General features: G+C 73.2%; 18 protein-coding genes. 7 read left to right on the top strand and 11 right to left on the bottom strand.

Features of this window, described 5'->3' with window-relative positions; translation table 11 throughout:
• Positions 1 to 86: 86 nt before the first annotated feature.
• From AB0950_RS09380 to AB0950_RS09370, 3 genes are read right to left on the bottom strand one after another with little or no spacing between them, the layout of a single operon-like run.
• Positions 87 to 821: a cupin gene (locus tag AB0950_RS09380; protein ID WP_360146948.1), complete on the bottom strand. Its 735-nt coding sequence runs from the start codon at positions 819 to 821 to the stop codon at positions 87 to 89.
• Positions 815 to 1,744, bottom strand: a complete 930-nt coding sequence (locus AB0950_RS09375; RefSeq protein ID WP_366778217.1) for a PmoA family protein — start codon at positions 1,742 to 1,744, stop codon at positions 815 to 817. Before AB0950_RS09375 ends, AB0950_RS09380 begins: the two co-directional genes overlap by 7 nt.
• Complete coding sequence (locus AB0950_RS09370) at positions 1,741 to 2,895, bottom strand: Gfo/Idh/MocA family oxidoreductase (protein WP_366778216.1); 1,155 nt, start codon at positions 2,893 to 2,895, stop codon at positions 1,741 to 1,743. The genes AB0950_RS09375 and AB0950_RS09370 overlap by 4 nt, the downstream gene beginning before the upstream one ends.
• Before the next feature lie 524 nt (positions 2,896 to 3,419).
• On the opposite strand from AB0950_RS09370, the gene AB0950_RS09365 reads away from it, so the two are divergent.
• A complete protein-coding gene (locus AB0950_RS09365; protein WP_360146957.1) occupies positions 3,420 to 3,602 on the top strand; it encodes a hypothetical protein in 183 nt (60 codons plus the stop codon).
• Positions 3,603 to 3,627: 25 nt separating this feature from the next.
• Here the strand turns inward: AB0950_RS09365 and AB0950_RS09360 are convergent, their stop codons facing one another.
• Together AB0950_RS09360 and AB0950_RS09355 are read right to left on the bottom strand one after the other, a co-directional pair.
• Positions 3,628 to 4,278, bottom strand: coding sequence for a hypothetical protein (locus AB0950_RS09360; RefSeq protein ID WP_366778214.1), 651 nt, complete (start codon positions 4,276 to 4,278; stop codon positions 3,628 to 3,630).
• 125 nt (positions 4,279 to 4,403) lie between these two features.
• Positions 4,404 to 4,793 carry a hypothetical protein gene (locus AB0950_RS09355; protein WP_366778213.1) on the bottom strand — a complete coding sequence of 130 codons (390 nt, stop codon included), beginning with the start codon at positions 4,791 to 4,793 and terminating at the stop codon, positions 4,404 to 4,406.
• On the opposite strand from AB0950_RS09355, the gene AB0950_RS09350 reads away from it, so the two are divergent.
• From AB0950_RS09350 to lnt, 3 genes are all read left to right on the top strand, one after another.
• Positions 4,776 to 6,515: a restriction endonuclease gene (locus tag AB0950_RS09350; RefSeq protein ID WP_366778211.1), complete on the top strand. Its 1,740-nt coding sequence runs from the start codon at positions 4,776 to 4,778 to the stop codon at positions 6,513 to 6,515. The two genes, AB0950_RS09355 and AB0950_RS09350, sit on opposite strands and share 18 nt — an antisense overlap.
• 115 nt (positions 6,516 to 6,630) lie before the next feature.
• Positions 6,631 to 7,107, top strand: coding sequence for a nuclear transport factor 2 family protein (locus AB0950_RS09345; protein WP_360146966.1), 477 nt, complete (start codon positions 6,631 to 6,633; stop codon positions 7,105 to 7,107).
• Between the two features lie 735 nt (positions 7,108 to 7,842).
• Entirely contained in the window at positions 7,843 to 9,417 is a 1,575-nt protein-coding gene (lnt, locus tag AB0950_RS09340; protein WP_366778210.1) for an apolipoprotein N-acyltransferase, read from the top strand.
• Here the strand turns inward: lnt and AB0950_RS09335 are convergent.
• Positions 9,335 to 10,246 (bottom strand): Gfo/Idh/MocA family oxidoreductase, encoded by a 912-nt coding sequence (locus AB0950_RS09335; RefSeq protein ID WP_366778209.1) that lies wholly within the window; start codon positions 10,244 to 10,246, stop codon positions 9,335 to 9,337. The two genes, lnt and AB0950_RS09335, sit on opposite strands and share 83 nt — an antisense overlap.
• Before the next feature lie 10 nt (positions 10,247 to 10,256).
• Positions 10,257 to 11,426, bottom strand: coding sequence for an FAD-dependent monooxygenase (locus tag AB0950_RS09330; protein WP_366778208.1), 1,170 nt, complete (start codon positions 11,424 to 11,426; stop codon positions 10,257 to 10,259).
• Between the two features lie 83 nt (positions 11,427 to 11,509).
• Between AB0950_RS09330 and AB0950_RS09325 the strand changes: the two genes are divergently transcribed.
• From AB0950_RS09325 to AB0950_RS09315, 3 genes are all read left to right on the top strand, one after another.
• Complete coding sequence (locus AB0950_RS09325; RefSeq protein WP_366778207.1) at positions 11,510 to 12,100, top strand: TetR/AcrR family transcriptional regulator; 591 nt, start codon at positions 11,510 to 11,512, stop codon at positions 12,098 to 12,100.
• 43 nt (positions 12,101 to 12,143) lie between these two features.
• Positions 12,144 to 12,659, top strand: coding sequence for a DinB family protein (locus AB0950_RS09320; RefSeq protein ID WP_366778206.1), 516 nt, complete (start codon positions 12,144 to 12,146; stop codon positions 12,657 to 12,659).
• Positions 12,660 to 12,774: 115 nt separating this feature from the next.
• Positions 12,775 to 13,230 (top strand): hypothetical protein, encoded by a 456-nt coding sequence (locus AB0950_RS09315; RefSeq protein WP_360146984.1) that lies wholly within the window; start codon positions 12,775 to 12,777, stop codon positions 13,228 to 13,230.
• Between the two features lie 19 nt (positions 13,231 to 13,249).
• Here AB0950_RS09315 and AB0950_RS09310 read toward each other — a convergent pair whose 3' ends face one another.
• From AB0950_RS09310 to AB0950_RS09295, 4 genes are all read right to left on the bottom strand, one after another.
• Positions 13,250 to 13,708, bottom strand: coding sequence for a hypothetical protein (locus AB0950_RS09310; RefSeq protein ID WP_366778205.1), 459 nt, complete (start codon positions 13,706 to 13,708; stop codon positions 13,250 to 13,252).
• A 206-nt stretch (positions 13,709 to 13,914) separates the two neighbouring features.
• Entirely contained in the window at positions 13,915 to 14,598 is a 684-nt protein-coding gene (locus tag AB0950_RS09305; RefSeq protein ID WP_360146990.1) for a uracil-DNA glycosylase, read from the bottom strand.
• 89 nt (positions 14,599 to 14,687) lie between these two features.
• The gene (locus tag AB0950_RS09300; RefSeq protein ID WP_366778204.1) at positions 14,688 to 16,268 is read right to left on the bottom strand and encodes an ABC transporter substrate-binding protein; all 1,581 of its coding nucleotides are present in this window, start codon (positions 16,266 to 16,268) and stop codon (positions 14,688 to 14,690) included.
• A gap of 197 nt (positions 16,269 to 16,465) precedes the next feature.
• Positions 16,466 to 17,236, bottom strand: a complete 771-nt coding sequence (locus AB0950_RS09295) for an SDR family oxidoreductase (RefSeq protein ID WP_366778203.1) — start codon at positions 17,234 to 17,236, stop codon at positions 16,466 to 16,468.
• Between the last annotated feature and the right edge of the window lie 12 nt (positions 17,237 to 17,248).

Raw genomic sequence — 17,248 nt, 5'->3', positions numbered from 1 at the left:
GGGTGCCGACGACCTCGCGCCGGCCCTGCGCGCCGGGCGGGTAGAGGCCGTCCCACCACCGGCCTACCCCGGCACCTGCAGACGACCTACCGCGGCCCTCGCAACGGCGCACCGTACACGTCCAACCGCCCGCACATCCCGAACCGCCCCCGCTCGACGGGCTGTTCGGCCTGTACGACGGCCTCGGCGAGGTGGGCCGCGTCCCCGTCTGCCAGCCGGTCCAGAAAACGCCCCGTGGCCTCGGCCGCCGCCAGTGCACCCCGCCGCCACCGTTGCCTCCACTCGGCGATCCGGGGCCGTACGAGCGCGACGGCGGCCCGGTGGAAGGCGGCCAGCGCCTCCGGTCCCGAGGCCTCGCGCAGCGCCCGGTATCCCTCCAGGGCCAGGTCGCGCCGGGCGCGGGCGATGCGCTCCCGCTCGGCCTCCGGGGCGCCGGCCGGGATCGTGGTCGCGGCGGCGTACGTCTCCGGGTCGGTCAGGTACTCCGGCGGGAGGGTGAGCACCGCGTCCCCGGCCTCCGGCAGCCCGCTGTTCTGCATGAGGACGGTGATGCGCAGCTCACCGTCGTTGACCAGCCGGTGGATGGTGCCCGGCGTGAACCACGCGACCGTGCCGGGGGCGAGCGGGGTGACCTCGTGACCGGACGCGGTCAGCGTCTCGACGGCGCCCCGGCCGCCGGTGACGACGTACGCCTCCGAACAGGCCAGATGCAGATGGGGAGTTCCGCCCCGCACCCCGTCGGCGGCGGGCCAGTCGTACACGCACAGCCGCGACACCGCGACCCCGCCGGGCAGGCCCGTGAACTCCCCGGCGTTCACCACGGATGCGCCTCCAGGTACTTCACGACGTCCGCCCGCTGCCAGGCGCCGTCCGCCACGACGACCCGGTAGCGGCGGCGGAGCGTGTCGCCGGGGGCGAGTTCGAGTTCCTCGAAGAAGGACCAGGAGGGGGCGACGGCGGCGAAGGGCTCGTTGCGGACGAACCAGTGGGCCGGATGGGTTCCGCCCGCGCCGGAGTGGTCGTTCTCCGGGGCGTGCGCGAAGAGGAGGGTGGCGTGGCCGTCGACGCCGTCGTGCTCGCCGGAGTACGCCAGCCAGGGCGCCTGCGTGCCCATCAGCGCGGGCCCCTCCCCCTCCGGCCCGAGGATCCGCCCCTCCCGGAAGGCGCGCGGGCCACGCCAGAACAGGCCCGTGTAGCCGGCGAGTTCGCGTCCGGCGGTGGTCGGGCTGCCGAAGAGCAGGGGCTCGGCACGCCGGTTGGTGATCGCACTGGTCCAGGTCAGCGCCCAGGAACCCGAGTCCGGGTCGACGTCGTGGACCTCGATCCGCCGCTCCTCCTCGGCCCACAGCTCACCGCCGTACGGATGCCAGGTCAGCCGCTCGGCGATCACCGCACGGCCGTCGGCCGCCCCGACCTCGTCGAAGCCGGCGTGCCGCATCGAGCCGACGCGTTCGGGCAGTGCGAGATAGCCCTGCCCGGGCACATAGGTGTTGCCGCCCCACAGGTTCGCGCCGGACAGGTGCGAGGCGGTCAGGGACAGGCCCTTGTGCCAGCGGTGGTCGTTCGGGCGGTAGTCGGTGACGACCGCGCCGGAGAGGGTCCGGACCGGGTGGAGGTAGGGCCGGGGCGCCTCCCAGGACGCCTCGGGGCGGTAGACGCAGGCGAACAGCTCGACGCCGGTGGCCGGTTCGGACACGGTGATCCGGTCGCCGTGCGCGTGGACCAGCCGCAGTCCGCCGCTCATGCCGGGACCTCCTCGGCGGTCACCGGCGCCCAACCGGGGGCGCCGCCGTGCAGGGCGGTGTAGTAGGGGTCGCCGGGGCCGATCTCACCGGCTCGGACGGTCGTGTCCGTGAACGCCGACTTGTACAGCGCCGTGACCAGCTCCAGACTCGTACGGCCGTCCGCGCCGCTGCTGCGCGGCCGCTCGCCCGCCCGCATGCTCGCCACCAGCTCGCGCAGCTGCGCCAGGTGCGAGCTGGGCTCGTCCGGGCCGAAGGCCTGCCACGCCTGCGCCTGTTCGGCGGGCACGCCCGGGGCCGGGCTGATGCGCCAGTCGTCGTTGGCGTGCCCGTACAGGTGGCTCAGCTCCACGGTGGCGCGCTCGCAGTCGACGCGGATGCGGCTGACCTCGTCGGGGCTCAGCACACTGTTGACGACGGTGGCGAGGGCTCCGCTCGCGAAGCGCACCAGCGCGGTGGAGACGTCCTCCGTCTCGACGTCGTGCACCAGCCGCCCGGCCATGGCCCGCACCTCGCTCCACGGCCCCAGCAGGTCCAGCAGCAGATCCATCTGGTGGATGCCGTGGCCCATCGCCGGACCGCCGCCCTCGGTGCGCCAGCGGCCCCGCCACGGCACGGCGTAGTAGGCGGCGTCCCGGTACCAGGTTGTCTGACAGTGCGCCACAAGCGGCCGCCCGAGAGCCCCTTCGGCGAGCAGCCGCCGTACATGCCGGGCCCCAGAGCCGAACCGGTGCTGGAACACGATCGCCGCGTACGGCCCGCCGTCCGCGCCCTCCTCCGCCTCGATCGCGTCGAAGTCGGCGAGCGAGGGCACCGGCGGCTTCTCGCACCACACCCAGGCCCCGGCGCGCAGCGCGGCCACCGTCTGCGCGCGGTGCAGGGTGGGCGGGGTGCAGATGCTCACCAGGTCGGGCCGCCGCTCGGCCAGCATCCGGTCGAGGTCCGTGTAGGCGTGCGGGATGCCGGTCTCGGCGCAGAAGGCCTCGACGGCGCCCCGGTCGATGTCGACGGCGGCGACGACCTCCGTCTCCCCCTCCCGCGCCAGTTGGGCCAGCGCGGGCAGATGCGATCCGCGCCCGATGGCGCCGGTGCCGATGACGGCGGCCCGGATGCGCCTGCCGGTGAACGGAGTTGTCGAACGGGCATGGGACATGGGCGGGTTCAGCACTCCTCCGGTACGGCGGACACGCGGGCCGGCACTGCGACAGCAATTCCAGCAAGCGCTTTCTCCTGCGCTGCAACGTAAGGGGGGACGCGGGGACGGGTCAACACCGCGGGGAGGGCGTCCAGCGCTCGGCACCGTCATCGTCGTCCTGGTCCCGGCGGACGTCCTGAGCCCACACACGGCGGAGCCGGAGGGTGAGCGCCCGCGCTGTTTCGGACATCTCCCGTGCGCTCGCGGCGCTCAGCCTCCCGAGCGTCATGGCGCTGCCACGCGAGCACCGTCCCGCGGCCGCCGAGACCTGCGGATTCCCGGCCTCAGCGTTGGTGTACGGCCGTACCCGGCCCGGCACTTGGCCACCACCCGCGCCCGCCTCCGCACGCGGCCCCGCATGGCATATGCGTGGTGACGGGGACCGAGTGAGGTACACCGCGGCCGGTGACGGTGACCAAGGGCATACCTTCTGTGTAGCCGGGCGGTAGCGCAGTGTCAGTCCTTAGCCCTAGGCTGTCCGCATGTCCCCCGATGTCCCCTCGCTCTCTGGTTCCATGCGGTCTGCCGCCGAGGTGAACGAGCAGATCCGGGCGCTCTGGCTGCGTGCGGGCGGCACCCTGTCGGCCCAGGAGCGCGCGGAGTACGAGCAGTTGGTGGTCGAGTGGGCCGAGGCGATCCGCGGTGCGGTCATCGAGGCGGCCTGACCCGGACAGCGGCCCCGGGCTCGCATCACGCCATGGACCCCGCGCCGGCAGCGCGTGTCCACAGGGACAGGTCACTGCTCGTCGCCACGGCCAGGGTCTGTCCGGAGGGGGAGAAGCCCGTGGCGCGGAGTTCGGAGTAGTGGGAGTGGAAGATGTGCCACCAGCGCTCCCCGTGCGGGCCGGAGTGCGGCAGTCCGTCGCCCCGGGAGAGCAGGACGCGCTCGTTCGGCCAGGCCGGGGCGACGACCTCCAGGTTCCAGCCGTCGCCGGTGGTGGTGTGCAGTCCGCCTCCGAAGAGCCCGGCGACGCGCACCCTGCGTCCGGCGACCGGGCCCAGCCCAGGACACGACATGGCGGGATCCGCTTCCGGTCCGCTGTCCTCGCAGTCGGGTTGCGGGTCGCGGTCCCGGGCGGTCTTCTCTCCCGTGACGCCGTCGAAGAGACCGTGACCGTCGTGGGACACGACCAGCACCAGGTCGTGGCCGGTCCGGGGGTGGGAGGCGAAGCCTATGCCGAGCAGGCCGCCGACCGGGGCGTACGCGATGCGCCGCCAGGGCTCCGGCGCCGGTAGGACCGGGGCCGCGAGCAGTCGCCGCCGCATCCCCTGCTGGTACGTGGAAAGCTCCGGCTCAGGCCCCGGCTCGGCCGCGGGCTCGTTCGTCGTCCACTTCGTCATGCTGCCATGATCCAGACGTCGGCGGCTTCTCCCCAACTGTGCCGCCGCACCCGCGCGGACGGCCGAGCGGGTTGCTGCTGCCCCGCCGGTGTGCGAGACGGCCAGGGCTGACTAGAGTTTGGCCGTTACACCTGGTTGTGGGGACAGCCAGTGCGCTTGGGGAGGGCCTGCACCACATGAGTCGTCGTTCCAATGGCGTGATAGGCGTCTGGGCCGAGATGCAGCGGCAGCAGCAGCGGCAGGCAGAGGCCGATGCCAGACGACGGAGGCAAGAAGAGCAGCAAGCACGCGCCTACCAGCGGCGAGTCGCCCAGAGCCACCGCGAGTACCGGCAGGCGGAGGCGCAGCGCCGGACCGAGGAACTGGACGCACAGGTCGCAGCGCTGCAGGGTCTTCTCGCCGCCGGTGTTCAGGCGCCGGCCTTCCGGGCCTCCTCCCTCCTGCGTCCGGAAGTGATCGAGCCGTTCGCCCCGGGTGCGTTGGCGCAGCCCGTTCCCATGCCGAATGCCGCTCACTACCAGACGCAGAGCGGATGGACCGCCGGCCGCCGCGCCCAGGCCCAGGCGGAGGCCCGGGCGCGCTTCGAGCGGGACTGGCACGCGGCCCAGGCAGCGGAGGCGCAGCGGCAGCAGCAGTTGGCGTCGTACCAGCGGCAGTACCAGCAGTGGGCCGACGCCCAGCTCGCCGAGGTACGGCGGCACAACGCCGGCGTCGGCGAGCTGACCGAAGGCGTCAGGCGCCGCGATCCGGACGCCGTGGTCGAGTACTTCACCACCGCTCTCTACACGTCGGCTGCCTGGCCGGAGGAGTTCCCGCGTCAGGTGACGGCGGCCTACGACGCGGCGGATGGGCAGTTGGTGCTGGACTGGGAGCTGCCCGCCTACGGCCTCGTACCCGAGGCCAAGTCCGTTCGGTACATGCCCAGCCTGGACCAGGACAAGGAGACCGCCCGGCCCGTGGGTCAGCGCAGGGCTCTCTACCGTGAGGTGCTGGCGCAGTGCGTGCTGCTCGTCCTGCACGAACTGTTCGCCGCGGACGAGCTCGGCGCACTCGAGTCGGTGGCCTTGAACGGGTTCGTGGACGGGCATGACCCCACGACCGGCCGGCCGGGCCACATCTACCTGGCGACCGTCATGGCTTCGCGCTCGACGTTCCGCGAGCTGCACCTGGCCCAGGTGGACGCCTGCAGCTGTCTGGCCGACGCGCTGCGCGGGCAGCTGTCGGCCCGTCCCGACCAGCTCGCGCCGGTACGGCCGAGCCGCCGGCCGCAGGAGGTCGGCAACCGAGTCGTCACGCAGGGCGGCGACGAGGAACCCGACCTGTACGCGATGGATCCGATCGCCTTCGAGAACCTCGTCGCCGATCTCTTCCGGGCCATGGGGATGCAGGCAGTCACCACCCAGCGCTCGAACGACGGCGGGGTGGACGTCGACGCCCTGGATCCGGCGCCGATCCGCGGCGGCAAGATCGTCGTGCAGGTGAAGCGCTACCGGCACACGGTTCCGCCCACCGCCGTGCGCGACCTGTACGGGACCGTGCAGGACGCCGGCGCCAACAAGGGCGTGCTGGTGACGACGTCGGGCTTCGGCCCCGGCTCGCACACCTTCGCCAACGGCAAACCGCTGGAACTGATCTCGGGAACGGAACTCGTCGACCTGCTGCACCGTCACGGGCTCCGCGGACGCCTCGGCGATCGTGCGGGCCGCGGCGGAACGCGGCCGGCGCCGTCCGACCCGGACCCCCGGCTCCCCGACGACCACAACGTGCTGGGCATGTCGTGGGCCGGAGGCGTCGCCCTGGACGTGTGCGCTCTCGTCTGCCGGGGCGACCGGGTGCTCAGCGACGACCACTTCGTCTTCTTCAACAACCCGCGGACGCCGGACGGTACCGTGCGCGCTCTTCCCGCGCAGGCACCGGACCGGGCCGCGATCGGCGTCTCCTTCGACGCGCTGCCGCGCGAGGCCGACCGGTTCGTTCTCGTGGCCGCCGTCGACCCGGAGGTCAATCCGGACGCCGACCTCTCCGGCTTCACCGACGCGTGCATCCGGCTGCTCGATCCCGGGATGGCCGAGCTGGGACGGCTCGTCGTGTCCGACGGGCGGCCCGGCGAGACCGCCCTGGTGCTCGGTTCCTTCCGCCGCAGGTCCAACGGGGACTGGGACTTCGTGCTCGGCGGCAAGGGCTACACCGGCGGTCTGGAGGAACTCGTCGCGGACTACGGCATCGAGGTGGAGTAGGCCGCCCGCGTTCGAGAGCGGACGCCGCGGTGACTGCGCTGCGCGGGCGCGATGTTCCGGCGAATGTCCCGGCGCGCCTCTTGGCTCCGCGCCCGCCATGCCCAACACTGTGCCGATGACGCAGCGTGCGGAACTCGCCACCGTGATGGACCGACTGGCCGTCGACGAGTTGATCACCGCGTACGCGGTGGCCGTGGACGAGGGTGACTGGGGCGCCTACCGGGGGCTGTTCACCGTGGACGGGCGGGCCGACTACCGCTCGGCCGGCGGCATCGAGGGGGACGCGGCACGGGTCGCCGGATGGCTCGCCGAGAGCCTGGCGCTGTTCTCCGTGCGGCAGCATCTGATCGTCAACCGCCAGGTGCGGTTCGGCTTCCTGGAGCACGACACCGGCGACACGGCCTCGGTACGGGCCGACTACCTCAACCCGATGCGTCGCGCGGCCGACGGCGGGCCGACGGCGCCGGACCTGGTGTGCGGCGGCAGCTACGGATTCGGGGTGCTCCGCACCGCCGAGGGCTGGCGCCTGCGGGAGGTGGTCGCACAAGAGAAGTGGCGCCGGCTCCCGGCCCAGAATCCGGCCACCGCCTAGGACCCCGGCCGCACCGGGCCCGCCGGCCCCGCGCAGGCACCCGGTGCGCCCCAGCCCCGCAGCCGCCCCCCGCGCAGGACACCCGGGCGGTCCCAGCCCTGCGGCTGCCCCCGCGTCAAGACAGCCAGCCACCTCAGCCGCGCGACGGCCCAGAGAAGCCACCCAGCCCGCCCGGGCCCCGCTGCCGCCCCTCGATCGTTATAAGCCACCCAGCCACCTCAGCCGCGCGACGGCCCAGAGAAGCCACCCAGCCCGCCCAGGCTCCGCTGCGGCCCCCTCCAAGCCACCACAGCCCCGCAACCGCCTCCACGCACGCCCCCCAGCCACCCCTCCCCGGCCGCCCCCGGCCGCCCCCACGCAAGCCCCCGGCCCGCGCCCACTCCAGCCCCGCAACAGGCTCCGCGCATGCCGCCCAGCCGCCCCGGCCCGCGCCCACCCCAGCCCGCAACTGCCTCCAAGCACGCCCGCTCCCAGCCCCCGCAGCCCCCGGTCGCCCCAAGCCACCCCGGCGCCCCAGCCGCGCCCACCCCAGCCCCGCAACCACCGCACGCCCGCCCCCGGCCGCCCCCAAGCCACGTAGCCACCCGCCCCGCGACCGCCCCCACGCAAGCCACCGCAGCCCCCGGCAACCCCGGCGCAAGCCACCACACCCCGCCCCAGGCCGGCCAGGTGCCCCCTGTCGTAGATCGCCTGCACCGCGCACACTGGAACGAGCGCACGGCAGGGAGGGCCCGTATGAGGACGATCGACCACTGGCTTACCTCCCCGTGGCGGCGTTCCGCCGCGGCCGTGGTCGCCGGGGCCCTGCCCGTGCTCGCGTTCCCCGCGCCGGCGCTGTGGTGGTTCGCGTACGTCGCCCTGGTCCCCTGGATCCTGCTGGCCCGCTCGGCGCCCACCGGGCGGCGGGCGGCGTACGACGGCTGGTGCGGCGGCTTCGGCTTTCTGCTGGCGGTGCACCACTGGCTGCTGCCGAGCCTGCACGTGTTCATCTTCCTGATCGCCGCGCTGCTGGGCGCGCTCTGGGCGCCCTGGGGGTGGCTGGTGCGCCGGTACCTGGGGGAGCGGCCGACGCCGGGTCGGGGGGCCGCCGCGCTGCTGGTGCTGCCGTCCGGCTGGCTGATGGTGGAGCTGGTGCGGTCCTGGCAGGGGCTCGGCGGGCCCTGGGGCATGCTGGGCGCCAGCCAGTGGCAGGTCTCCCCCGCGCTGCGGCTCGCCTCGGTGGGCGGGGTGTGGCTGCTCAGCTTTCTGATCGTGGCGGCGAACGTGGCGGCGGCCGTGCTGCTGTCGGTGCGCGAGTCGCGGGTGCCGGCCGTGGCCTCGCTGGTCGCCACGGCCGCCGCGACCTCGGCCGCGTGGGTCTGGGCGCCACGGCCCGACGTCGACGGGCACGTGCGGATCGCCGTCGTACAGCCCGGGATCGTGGACGGGCACGACAGCGGCGACAAGCGGTTCGACCGCGAGGAGCAGCTGACCCGCCGGCTCGCCGGACAGCACGTCGACCTGGTCGTCTGGGGCGAGTCCAGCGTCGGCTTCGACCTGGACGACCGTCCCGACCTGGCCCGGCGGATCACCGCGCTGTCCCGCGCGACCGGCGCCGACGTCCTGGTCAACGTGGACGCGCGCCGCTCCGACCGGCCCGGCATCTACAAGAGTTCGGTGCTCATCGGCCCGGGCGGCCCGACCGGCGACCGGTACGACAAGATGCGGCTCGTGCCGTTCGGCGAGTACATACCGGCCCGTTCTCTTCTGGGCTGGGCCACCTCGGTCGGCAAGGCCGCCGGCGAGGACCGCAGGCGCGGCAGCGAGCAGGTCGTGATGAACGTGGGGCACGGGCTGCGGATCGGCCCGCTGATCTGCTTCGAGACCGCGTTCCCGGACATGAGCCGGCATCTGGCCCAGGACGGCGCCGACGTCCTGCTCGGCCAGTCCTCCACCTCGTCCTTCCAGGGCAGCTGGGCCCCGGAGCAGCACGCCTCGCTGGCCGCGCTGCGAGCCGCCGAGACCGGGCGCCCGATGGTGCACGCGACCCTCACCGGCGTCTCGGCCGTGTACGGGCCGAAGGGGCAGCGGCTCGGGCCCTGGCTCGGCACCGACGCGAGCGCCGTCCGGGTGTACGACGTACCGCTCGCGCACGGCGTCACGCCGTACGTCCGCTACGGCGACTGGCCGGTGCACGGCGCGCTGCTGGTGCTGGCCGCGTGCTGCGCCGCCGAGGGGGTGCGGGCGCTCAGGCTGCGCCGAGGCGGCCCTGCACCGCTCGCACCACCCGCTCGCACAGCTCATGAGTCGCCAGCGCGTCCCGGGCGCTGAGCACCTTCCCGGCGCGCACGGCGTCCAGGAACGCGAGCACCGCCTGCTCGATGCCGCGCTGCCGGGCCACCGGCACCCAGTCGCCGCGGCGGCGCACGGTCGGCTGGCCCTTGTGGTCGATCACCTCGGCGAGATTGAGCACCTGGCGCTTGGTGTCCTGCCCGGAGACCTCGAGGATCTCCTCGTTGGAGCCGCTGAGCCGGTTCATCACGCCGAGCGCGGTGAAGCCCTCTCCGCCGAGCTGCAGCACGACGTGGTGCAGCGCCCCGTCCCGGACGCGGGCGCGGACGGTGACGTCGTCCACGGTGCCCGGCACCAGGAACCGCAGGGTGTCCACGACGTGGATGAAGTCGTCCAGGATCATCGAGCGCGGTTCCTCGGGCAGCCCGATCCGGTTCTTCTGCATGAGGATCAGCTCGCGCGGATGGTCCAGGCACTGCGCGTACCCGGGCGCGTACCGGCGGTTGAAGCCGACGGACAGGGAGACCCCGCGCTGCTCGGCCAGGGCCACCAGCCGCTCGGAGTCGGCGAGTTCGTAGGCGAGCGGCTTGTCCACGTACGTCGGGACGCCCGCCTCCAGCAGCCGGGTGACGATCTCGGGGTGGGCGCCGGTCGGCGCGTGCACGAAGGCCGCGTCGAGCCCTTCCGCCAGCAGCGAGTCGAGCGTGCCGTGCCGCCGGCCGGGCGGCAGGTGCAGGGTGTCCGCGACCCGTTCGAGGGTGGCGGGCGTCCGGGTGTGCAGGTGCAGGTCGACCCCCGGCTGCATGCCGAGCACCGGCAGATACGCCTTCTGCGCGATGTCCCCGAGTCCGATACAGCCGACCTTCACGTGTGCTCCCCTACCGCTCGACCGTGTCCTGGGCAGCATACGGCGGCCGCCAGCCGGCGATGCCGTCGAAGCCGCGCAGGAGGAGCGCGGGTGCGGCCTTCGACAGGACCGCGATCGCGGTGTCGCGTACGGCGACCGCGGCGGGGCCGGCGGCCATGTTCACGCGCGCGGCCCTGACGGCCCGGCGGGCGATCGCGGAGGTGCGCGGGAGGCGGGCGGCGGTGTAGGCGGCCAGGTCGTGGGCGTGGTGGGCGAGGACGACGGCGTCCTCGACGGCCTGGTTGCCGCCCTGGCCGAGGGTGGGCGGCATGGCGTGGGCGGCGTCGCCGAGGAGGGCGGTGCGGCCCGCGTGGTAGGCGGGCGGCGGGGTGGCGATGTGGTGGACGTCGTGCCGGAGCACGTCCTCGGGGCGGGCGGCGGCGAGTACGGCGGGGATCGGGTCGTGCCAGTCGCCGAACCGGCGCAGCAGTTCGGCCTTCTCGTCGTCGCGCGCCCGGCCGCCTGCCGGGGTCACGGCCGCCGCGTAGGCGTAGACACGGCCGTCCTTCAGCGGGTGCGTGCCCCAGAGCCGGCCCCGGCCCCAGGTCTCGTGGGAGGCGAACCGAACGCCCGGCAGCGGGATCAGCATCCGCCAGGTGGTGAACCCCGCGTACACCGCTCCGGGGTGGCGGGGGAACAGGGCTGTGCGGACACGGGAGTTGATGCCGTCCGCGCCGACCACCAGGTCGGCCCGCAGTTCCTCGTCGCCGGTGCGCACGCGGGCGGGCCGGCGGCTGCCGCCGGGGTCGGCGAGGCTCGCGTCGGCCGCGGTGCGCACGGCTCCGGGCGGCAGGAGGGCGGCGAGGCGGTCCACCAGGGTGGCGCGGGGCAGCAGGACGAGGGGGCCGCCGAAGCGGGCGGCGGCTGCCTCGGCGCTGGTGCGGGACAGCCAGCGCCCACCCGGGGTGCGCAGGCCGCCGTCCCCCTGCCAGGCGGCCAGTTGCCGGATCTCGTCGCCGATGCCGAGCACGTCCAGGGCGCGCAGGGCGTTCGGGGCCAGGGAGATGGCCGCGCCGACCGGCTCCAGGGAGGGGGCGCGCTCCAGGACGGTCACGCCCCAGCCCTTCCGGTGCAGGGCAGCCGCCGCGGCCAGGCCTCCGATGCCGCCGCCGATGACGATCGCGCGGTCCGACTGGGGCATGTTTCCTCCCGGGTTCCCCGTTCACTACACCTGTAGTTAGCGTGACTCTACTACAGCCGTAGTGACCCCGGTAGGGTCGGATCATGTCCGCACGCACCCCGAGCGCCTCCCGCGCCGACCTCGTCGCCGACGCCGCCCTCGCCCTGCTCGCCGAGCGCGGCATGCGCGGACTGACACACCGGGCGGTGGACGAGACGGCGGGTCTGCCGCCCGGCTCGACGTCGAACGTGGCCCGCACCCGGCAGGCCCTGCTGGAACTGGCGGTACGACGGCACGCCGAGCGGGAGGCCCGGGTGCTGGACCTGGCGGAGATGCCGGCGCCGGACGGCGGACCCGACGCGCTCGCCGACGGGCTGGCCCTCGCCGTGCACCGCTCCCTGACCCGGGACCGCGGCCTGCTGATCGCCCGCTACGAACTCGCCCTGGAGGCCACCCGCCGCCCCGAACTGCGGGCCTTCTACGACCGCACCGGCGCCGTCTTCAAGGAGCAGCTGGCCGCGATGCTCACCGCCGTGGGCTCCCCCGACCCGGCGCGGCACGTGCTGTCCCTGGTCGCCTGGACGGACGGGCTGATGTTCTCCTGCGTGGCGGGCTCGTTCAGCGCCGAGGCGCCTGACCTGGAGGAGATCCGCACGGGCCTGCGGGAACTGCTCGCGGGCATGCTGGGCCGGTGAAAACCTGTGGTGGAGGCGCCGGATCGTCGATGACGATACGGGGATGACGACGACCGAACGCCGAGAGCCCGCCCTGAACGCCGGCGAACGCCCCATGCTGGAGGGCTGGCTGGACTACCACCGCCTCACCCTGGCCCACAAGTGCGAGGGCCTGACGGACGAACAGCTGCGCACCGCGTCCGCACCGCCCTCCGAGCTGTCCCTCATGGGTCTCGTGCGGCACATGGCGGAGGTGGAGCGGGCCTGGTTCCGCAAGGTCCTCGTGGGCGACGACCCCGGCCCGATCTACTGCACCGACGAGGACCCGGACGGCGACTTCCATGTCACCGGGGCCGCCACCTGGCAGGAGGCGTACGCGACCTGGCAGGCGGAGATCGAGACCGCCCGGCGGAACGCGGCGGCCTTCCAGCTCGACGACCTCTCCCGGGGCAGGAGCCGGTTCACCGACGAGCCCTTCAACCTCCGCTGGATCTACACCCACATGATCGAGGAGTACGCCCGGCACAACGGCCACGCCGACCTGCTCCGCGAGCGCATCGACGGCGCCACCGGCGACTGAACGTCACCCTCGGTACGCCCGGAGCCCTCGGACGGGGCACGAGATCATCCGTACGGGGGCATCAACCTCGCCTCCCTGGTGCCAAGCCGGGTGCCGACGCAGCAGAGTGGCGCGGGTGCATCGAACGACGACCACCGCAGCGCTCCTGGCCACCGTGGCCGTCTCGGCCCTCTCCGGCTGTGTGACGGTCCAGGCCCCCGCGACGCCCGCGCCGCCCAGGGACACGACCACCTCGGTCCCGGCGGCGCCCCGCACGGACGGCAGCGCCGAGCCCCGGGCCGTACAGGCGCCGGCCCAGGAGGCGCTGGAGATGACCGGTCCCACCCGGCATCCGAAGCACCCGGCGCCGACCGCCTCCCGGCACCGCTCCGAGGCACCCCCGGTCGAACACCGGCCACCGGCTCCCCCGCACCGGCACACCGAGCACCCCCGGCGGCCGCACACCGCCGCACCGGACCGGTCCGAGCCGGCCGGCACGGTGCCGGACGTGTGCGCCCTCGGCAGGAAGTACGGCCGCTGGCGCGCGGACAGCCCCGAGGCGCAGATCTGCGACCAGGCCTACGGCCGCTGACACGCCCGCCCGGGGGCCGTCACTCGCCCAGCCGCGACTCCAGCCGGCCGATGGCGGCCCGCACCCCCTCGCCGTACCCGTCCCGGGCGAGCGCGCCGGCGGTCTCGCGGGCCCGGCGCAGATGGCTGCGGGCGGCCTCGTCCCGGCCGAGCTTCACATAGTCGGCGGCGAGATTGAGGTGCAGGGAGGGAAGGAACCCCCGCACACCCGGCGGAGCGCCGCCGGCCGCCTCCTCCTCCGCCGCCGACAACGCCCTGAGGTCCCAGGCCAGTTCGTCCTCCGGATCGTCCTGGGTGTCCGCGAGATAGTGGGCCAGGGTGCAGCGGTGCAGCGGGTCGCCGTCCTCGCCGATCTCCGCCCACAGGGTCAGCAGCCGGCTGCGGGCCTCCTCGCGGTCGCCGCCGTGGTGCAGCATCACGACCTGCCCGATCCGCGTGAGCACGGCGTCGGGCGCCGCCTGCTCCTGTTGCTCCGCCACGGGTGCCCTCCGGGCCGTCGACCGATGTACGGTGCCGACGCTAAACCGTGCCGCCCGGAAAGCCGGGCAGGCAACGCCGTCGCGCTCTCGGCCGGTGGACTGCTGCGTGATCCGCCGTGGCTGGTCGCGCCCACGCGGCGGAGCCGCCCATCGATTACAGCCTCGCGCCCCTTCGGGGCGCTCCACCCCGGCCCCCTCCGGAAGCGCTACCCCAGGTTCGGGATGCGCCAGTCGATCGGGGTGTGGCCCTGGTGGGCGATCGCCTCGTTGATCTGGGTGAACGGGCGGGAGCCGAAGAACTTCTTCGCGGAGAGCGGGGAGGGGTGGGCGCCCTTGACCACCGCGTGCCGAGTCTCGTCGATCAGCGGCAGCTTCTTCTGCGCGTAGTTGCCCCACAGGACGAAGACCGCCGGGTCGGGCCGGGAGTCGACCGCGCGGATGACCGCGTCGGTGAACTTCTCCCAGCCCTTGCCCTTGTGCGAGTTGGCCTCGCCGGCCCGGACCGTGAGGACCGCGTTGAGCAGCAGCACGCCCTGCCGGGCCCACGGCATCAGATAGCCGTTGTCCGGGATGGGCAGGCCCAGCTCCTGCTGCATCTCCTTGTAGATGTTCCGCAGGGAGGGCGGGGTCTTCACGCCGGGGCGGACCGAGAAGCACAGGCCGTGGCCCTGGCCCTCGCCGTGGTACGGATCCTGGCCCAGGACGAGGACCTTGACCTGCTCGTACGGCGTCGCCTCCAGCGCGGCGAAGACCTCCTCGCGCGGCGGGTAGACGGGACCCTTCGCCCGCTCCTCCTCGACGAACTCGGTCAGCTCCTTGAAGTAGGGCTGCTGCAGTTCGTCGCCCAGAACCCCGCGCCAGGACTCGGGCAGCATGGCGATGTCGGTCACGTCAACGTCCTTCGATCTACTACGGCGTGGTCACGTCCAGGCCTCAGAACCTACAGGCGACCACTGACAACCGGCACCCGAAGGGGGGTTCACCAGCTGGTCTTGCGGTGCAGCGCCCACATCATCATGATCGTTGACGGGTCGAGGGCCTGCTCGCCGCCGGAGATGTCCTCGCTGGCGGCGATGTACTGCCGGCCCTGCCACAGCGGGATCAGCCGCGCGTCGTTCACGATGATCTGCTGGGCCTCCTCCACGTCCTTGACCGTGCGGGCGCGGTCGCTCTCCGCACGGGAGTGGGGCAGCAGCTTGCCGGTGATCTGCGGGGCCGGGTACGGCGTGCCGAGCGCGTTGTGCTCGCCGACGAACGGGGCGATGAAGTTGTCCGCGTCGGGGAAGTCCGGGAACCAGCCGCGGCCGAACACCGGGTACTCGCCCTTCTGGTAGCCGACGACATAGGTCTTCCAGGGGCGGCTCTTGAGCGTGATCGTGAACAGTCCGGAGGCCTCCAGCTGCCGCTTCAGCTCCTGGAACATCAGCGCCGTCTCGGAGCCGTACCGGTCGGTGGTGTACCAGAGGGTGAGCGGGACGCGCTGGTGGATGCCCGCGTCGGAGAGGATCTTGCGGGCCTTGGGGGCGCTGGGGTCGCCGTAGTCGTCGAAGAAGCCGGTGCTGTGCCCCGTCAGGCCCTTGGGGACCATCGAGTACAGCGGGTCGACCGTGTCCTTGTACACCTTGTGCGCGATGGCGCCCCGGTCGACGATCTGGGCGACGGCCTTGCGGACGGCCGGCTGCTTGGCCCAGGGGTCCTTGGGGTTGAACACCAGGTAGCTGATGTCGATGCCGGAGCCGTCGACCAGCTGGAGGGCGCTGTCGGCGTGCTGCTGGAGGGCGAGGATGTCGTCGGCGGCGAGGCCGCGGTAGGTGACGTCGATCTGCTTGGCGCGCAGCGCCTTGACCATGCCGGCCGAGTCCTGGAAGTAGCGGATGGTCACCGCGTCGTTCTGCCGCTGGGCGAAGCCGTGGTAGTTGCCGTTGGCGACGAGGACGGCCTGCTTGCCCTCCTCGTAGGACTGCACCTTGTACGGCCCGGAGCCGTAGACCTTGTCGTCCTTGCGCAGGGAGCGCGCGGGGTAGTCGTCCGGGTCGACGATCGACATGGCGGGCGTGGCCAGCACGAACGGGAAGGTGGCGTCGGGCTGGTTGAGGTGGAAGACGACCTCGCGGTCGCCGAGCACCTGCACCCGGTCCAGGCTGCCGAGCAGCCCGGCGGGTCCGCTGGGGGCGTTGATGGTGCGGATGCGGTCGATGGAGTACTTGACGGCCTGCGCGTTCAGGGCGTTGCCGTCGGCGAACTTCAGGCCCGCGCGGAGCGTGCAGCGGTAGGTGCGGCTGGCGGAGTCCGTGAAGGAGCAGCTCTGGGCCGCGTCGGGCTGGGGGGCGGTGGCACCGCTGGGGTAGGCGACGAGCGTCTGGAAGATGTTCCGGTACAGCTCCCAGGAGCCGTCCCAGGCTCCGGCGGGATCCAGCGTGCTGGGGGCGCTGGTGGTGCCCACGACGATGGGCCCCTTGCCGTCACCGCCGCCGTCGGACAGCAGGCCGCAGCCGGTGGCCACCAGGGATATGGACGCGATCGCCGCGACTCTCCGCAGGAATCGGTTCCGGTTGAACACGCGCACGCTCCTCGATCTGCCATACCAAGGGTCGGCAGACCATACCGCAGCGTCCGGGCCTTGGAACCTCCCCTGAAACAGGGCTTCTTGATCGATTCGCCATCGATTCCGCAATGACGACGTTGTCAGTCCGCTGAGCGGATTCCAGGGGCGTTCCGGGCGCCGATCTGTCCGAAAATCGACGCCCGGAAGCGGACTCAGGCTCCGACGCCGGCGTTGAGGAAGATGCCGCCGTCCACGACGAGCGTCTGACCGGTGACCCAGTCGGACTGCTCGGAGGTGAGGAAGGCGGCGGCCCCGCCGATGTCGGAGGGCACGCCGAGCCGGCCGAGGGGGTAGGCGGCGGCCGCCTGCTCCTCGCGGTTCTCGTACAGCGCCTGCGCGAACTTGGTCTTGACCACGGCCGGGGCGATCGCGTTGACCCGCACCCGCGGCGCGAACTCGTGCGCCAGCTGCTGGGTCAGGTTGATCATCGCGGCCTTGCTGACGCCGTAGGCGCCGATGAACGGCGAGGGCGCGAGGCCCGCGATCGAGGCGATGTTGACGATCGCGCCGCCGTTGTCCTTCTGCCAGGCGTGCCAGGCCTTCTGGGCGAAGCCGAGCGCGGAGATCACGTTGGTCTCGAAGACCTTGCGGGCGACCTCCAGGTCGAGGTCGGCGATCGGGCCGAAGACCGGGTTGGTGCCCGCGTTGTTGACCAGGAAGTCCAGGCGGCCGAAGGCCTCCATGGTGCGCTCGACGGCCTCGGCCTGGTGGGTCAGGTCGTGCGCCTTGCCGGCGACGGCGATCACCCGGTCCGCGCCGAGCTTCTCGACGGCCTCCTTCAGGGCGTCCTCGCCCCGGCCGGTGATGCACACGCGGTCACCCCGGGCGACGAGCGCCTCGGCGACGCCGTAGCCGATGCCGCGGCTGCCGCCCGTGATGAGGGCGACCTTGCCCGAGAGCTCGGGGAGTTCAGCGGAAGTCATGTACCTGGTCCC

The sequence above is a fragment of the Streptomyces sp. NPDC007189 genome (assembly GCF_040703635.1).
Classification (GTDB): Bacteria; Actinomycetota; Actinomycetes; order Streptomycetales; family Streptomycetaceae; genus Streptomyces.
The sequence above is the reverse complement of the archived record's forward strand: the minus strand, read 5'-3'. Positions and strand labels throughout refer to the sequence as shown.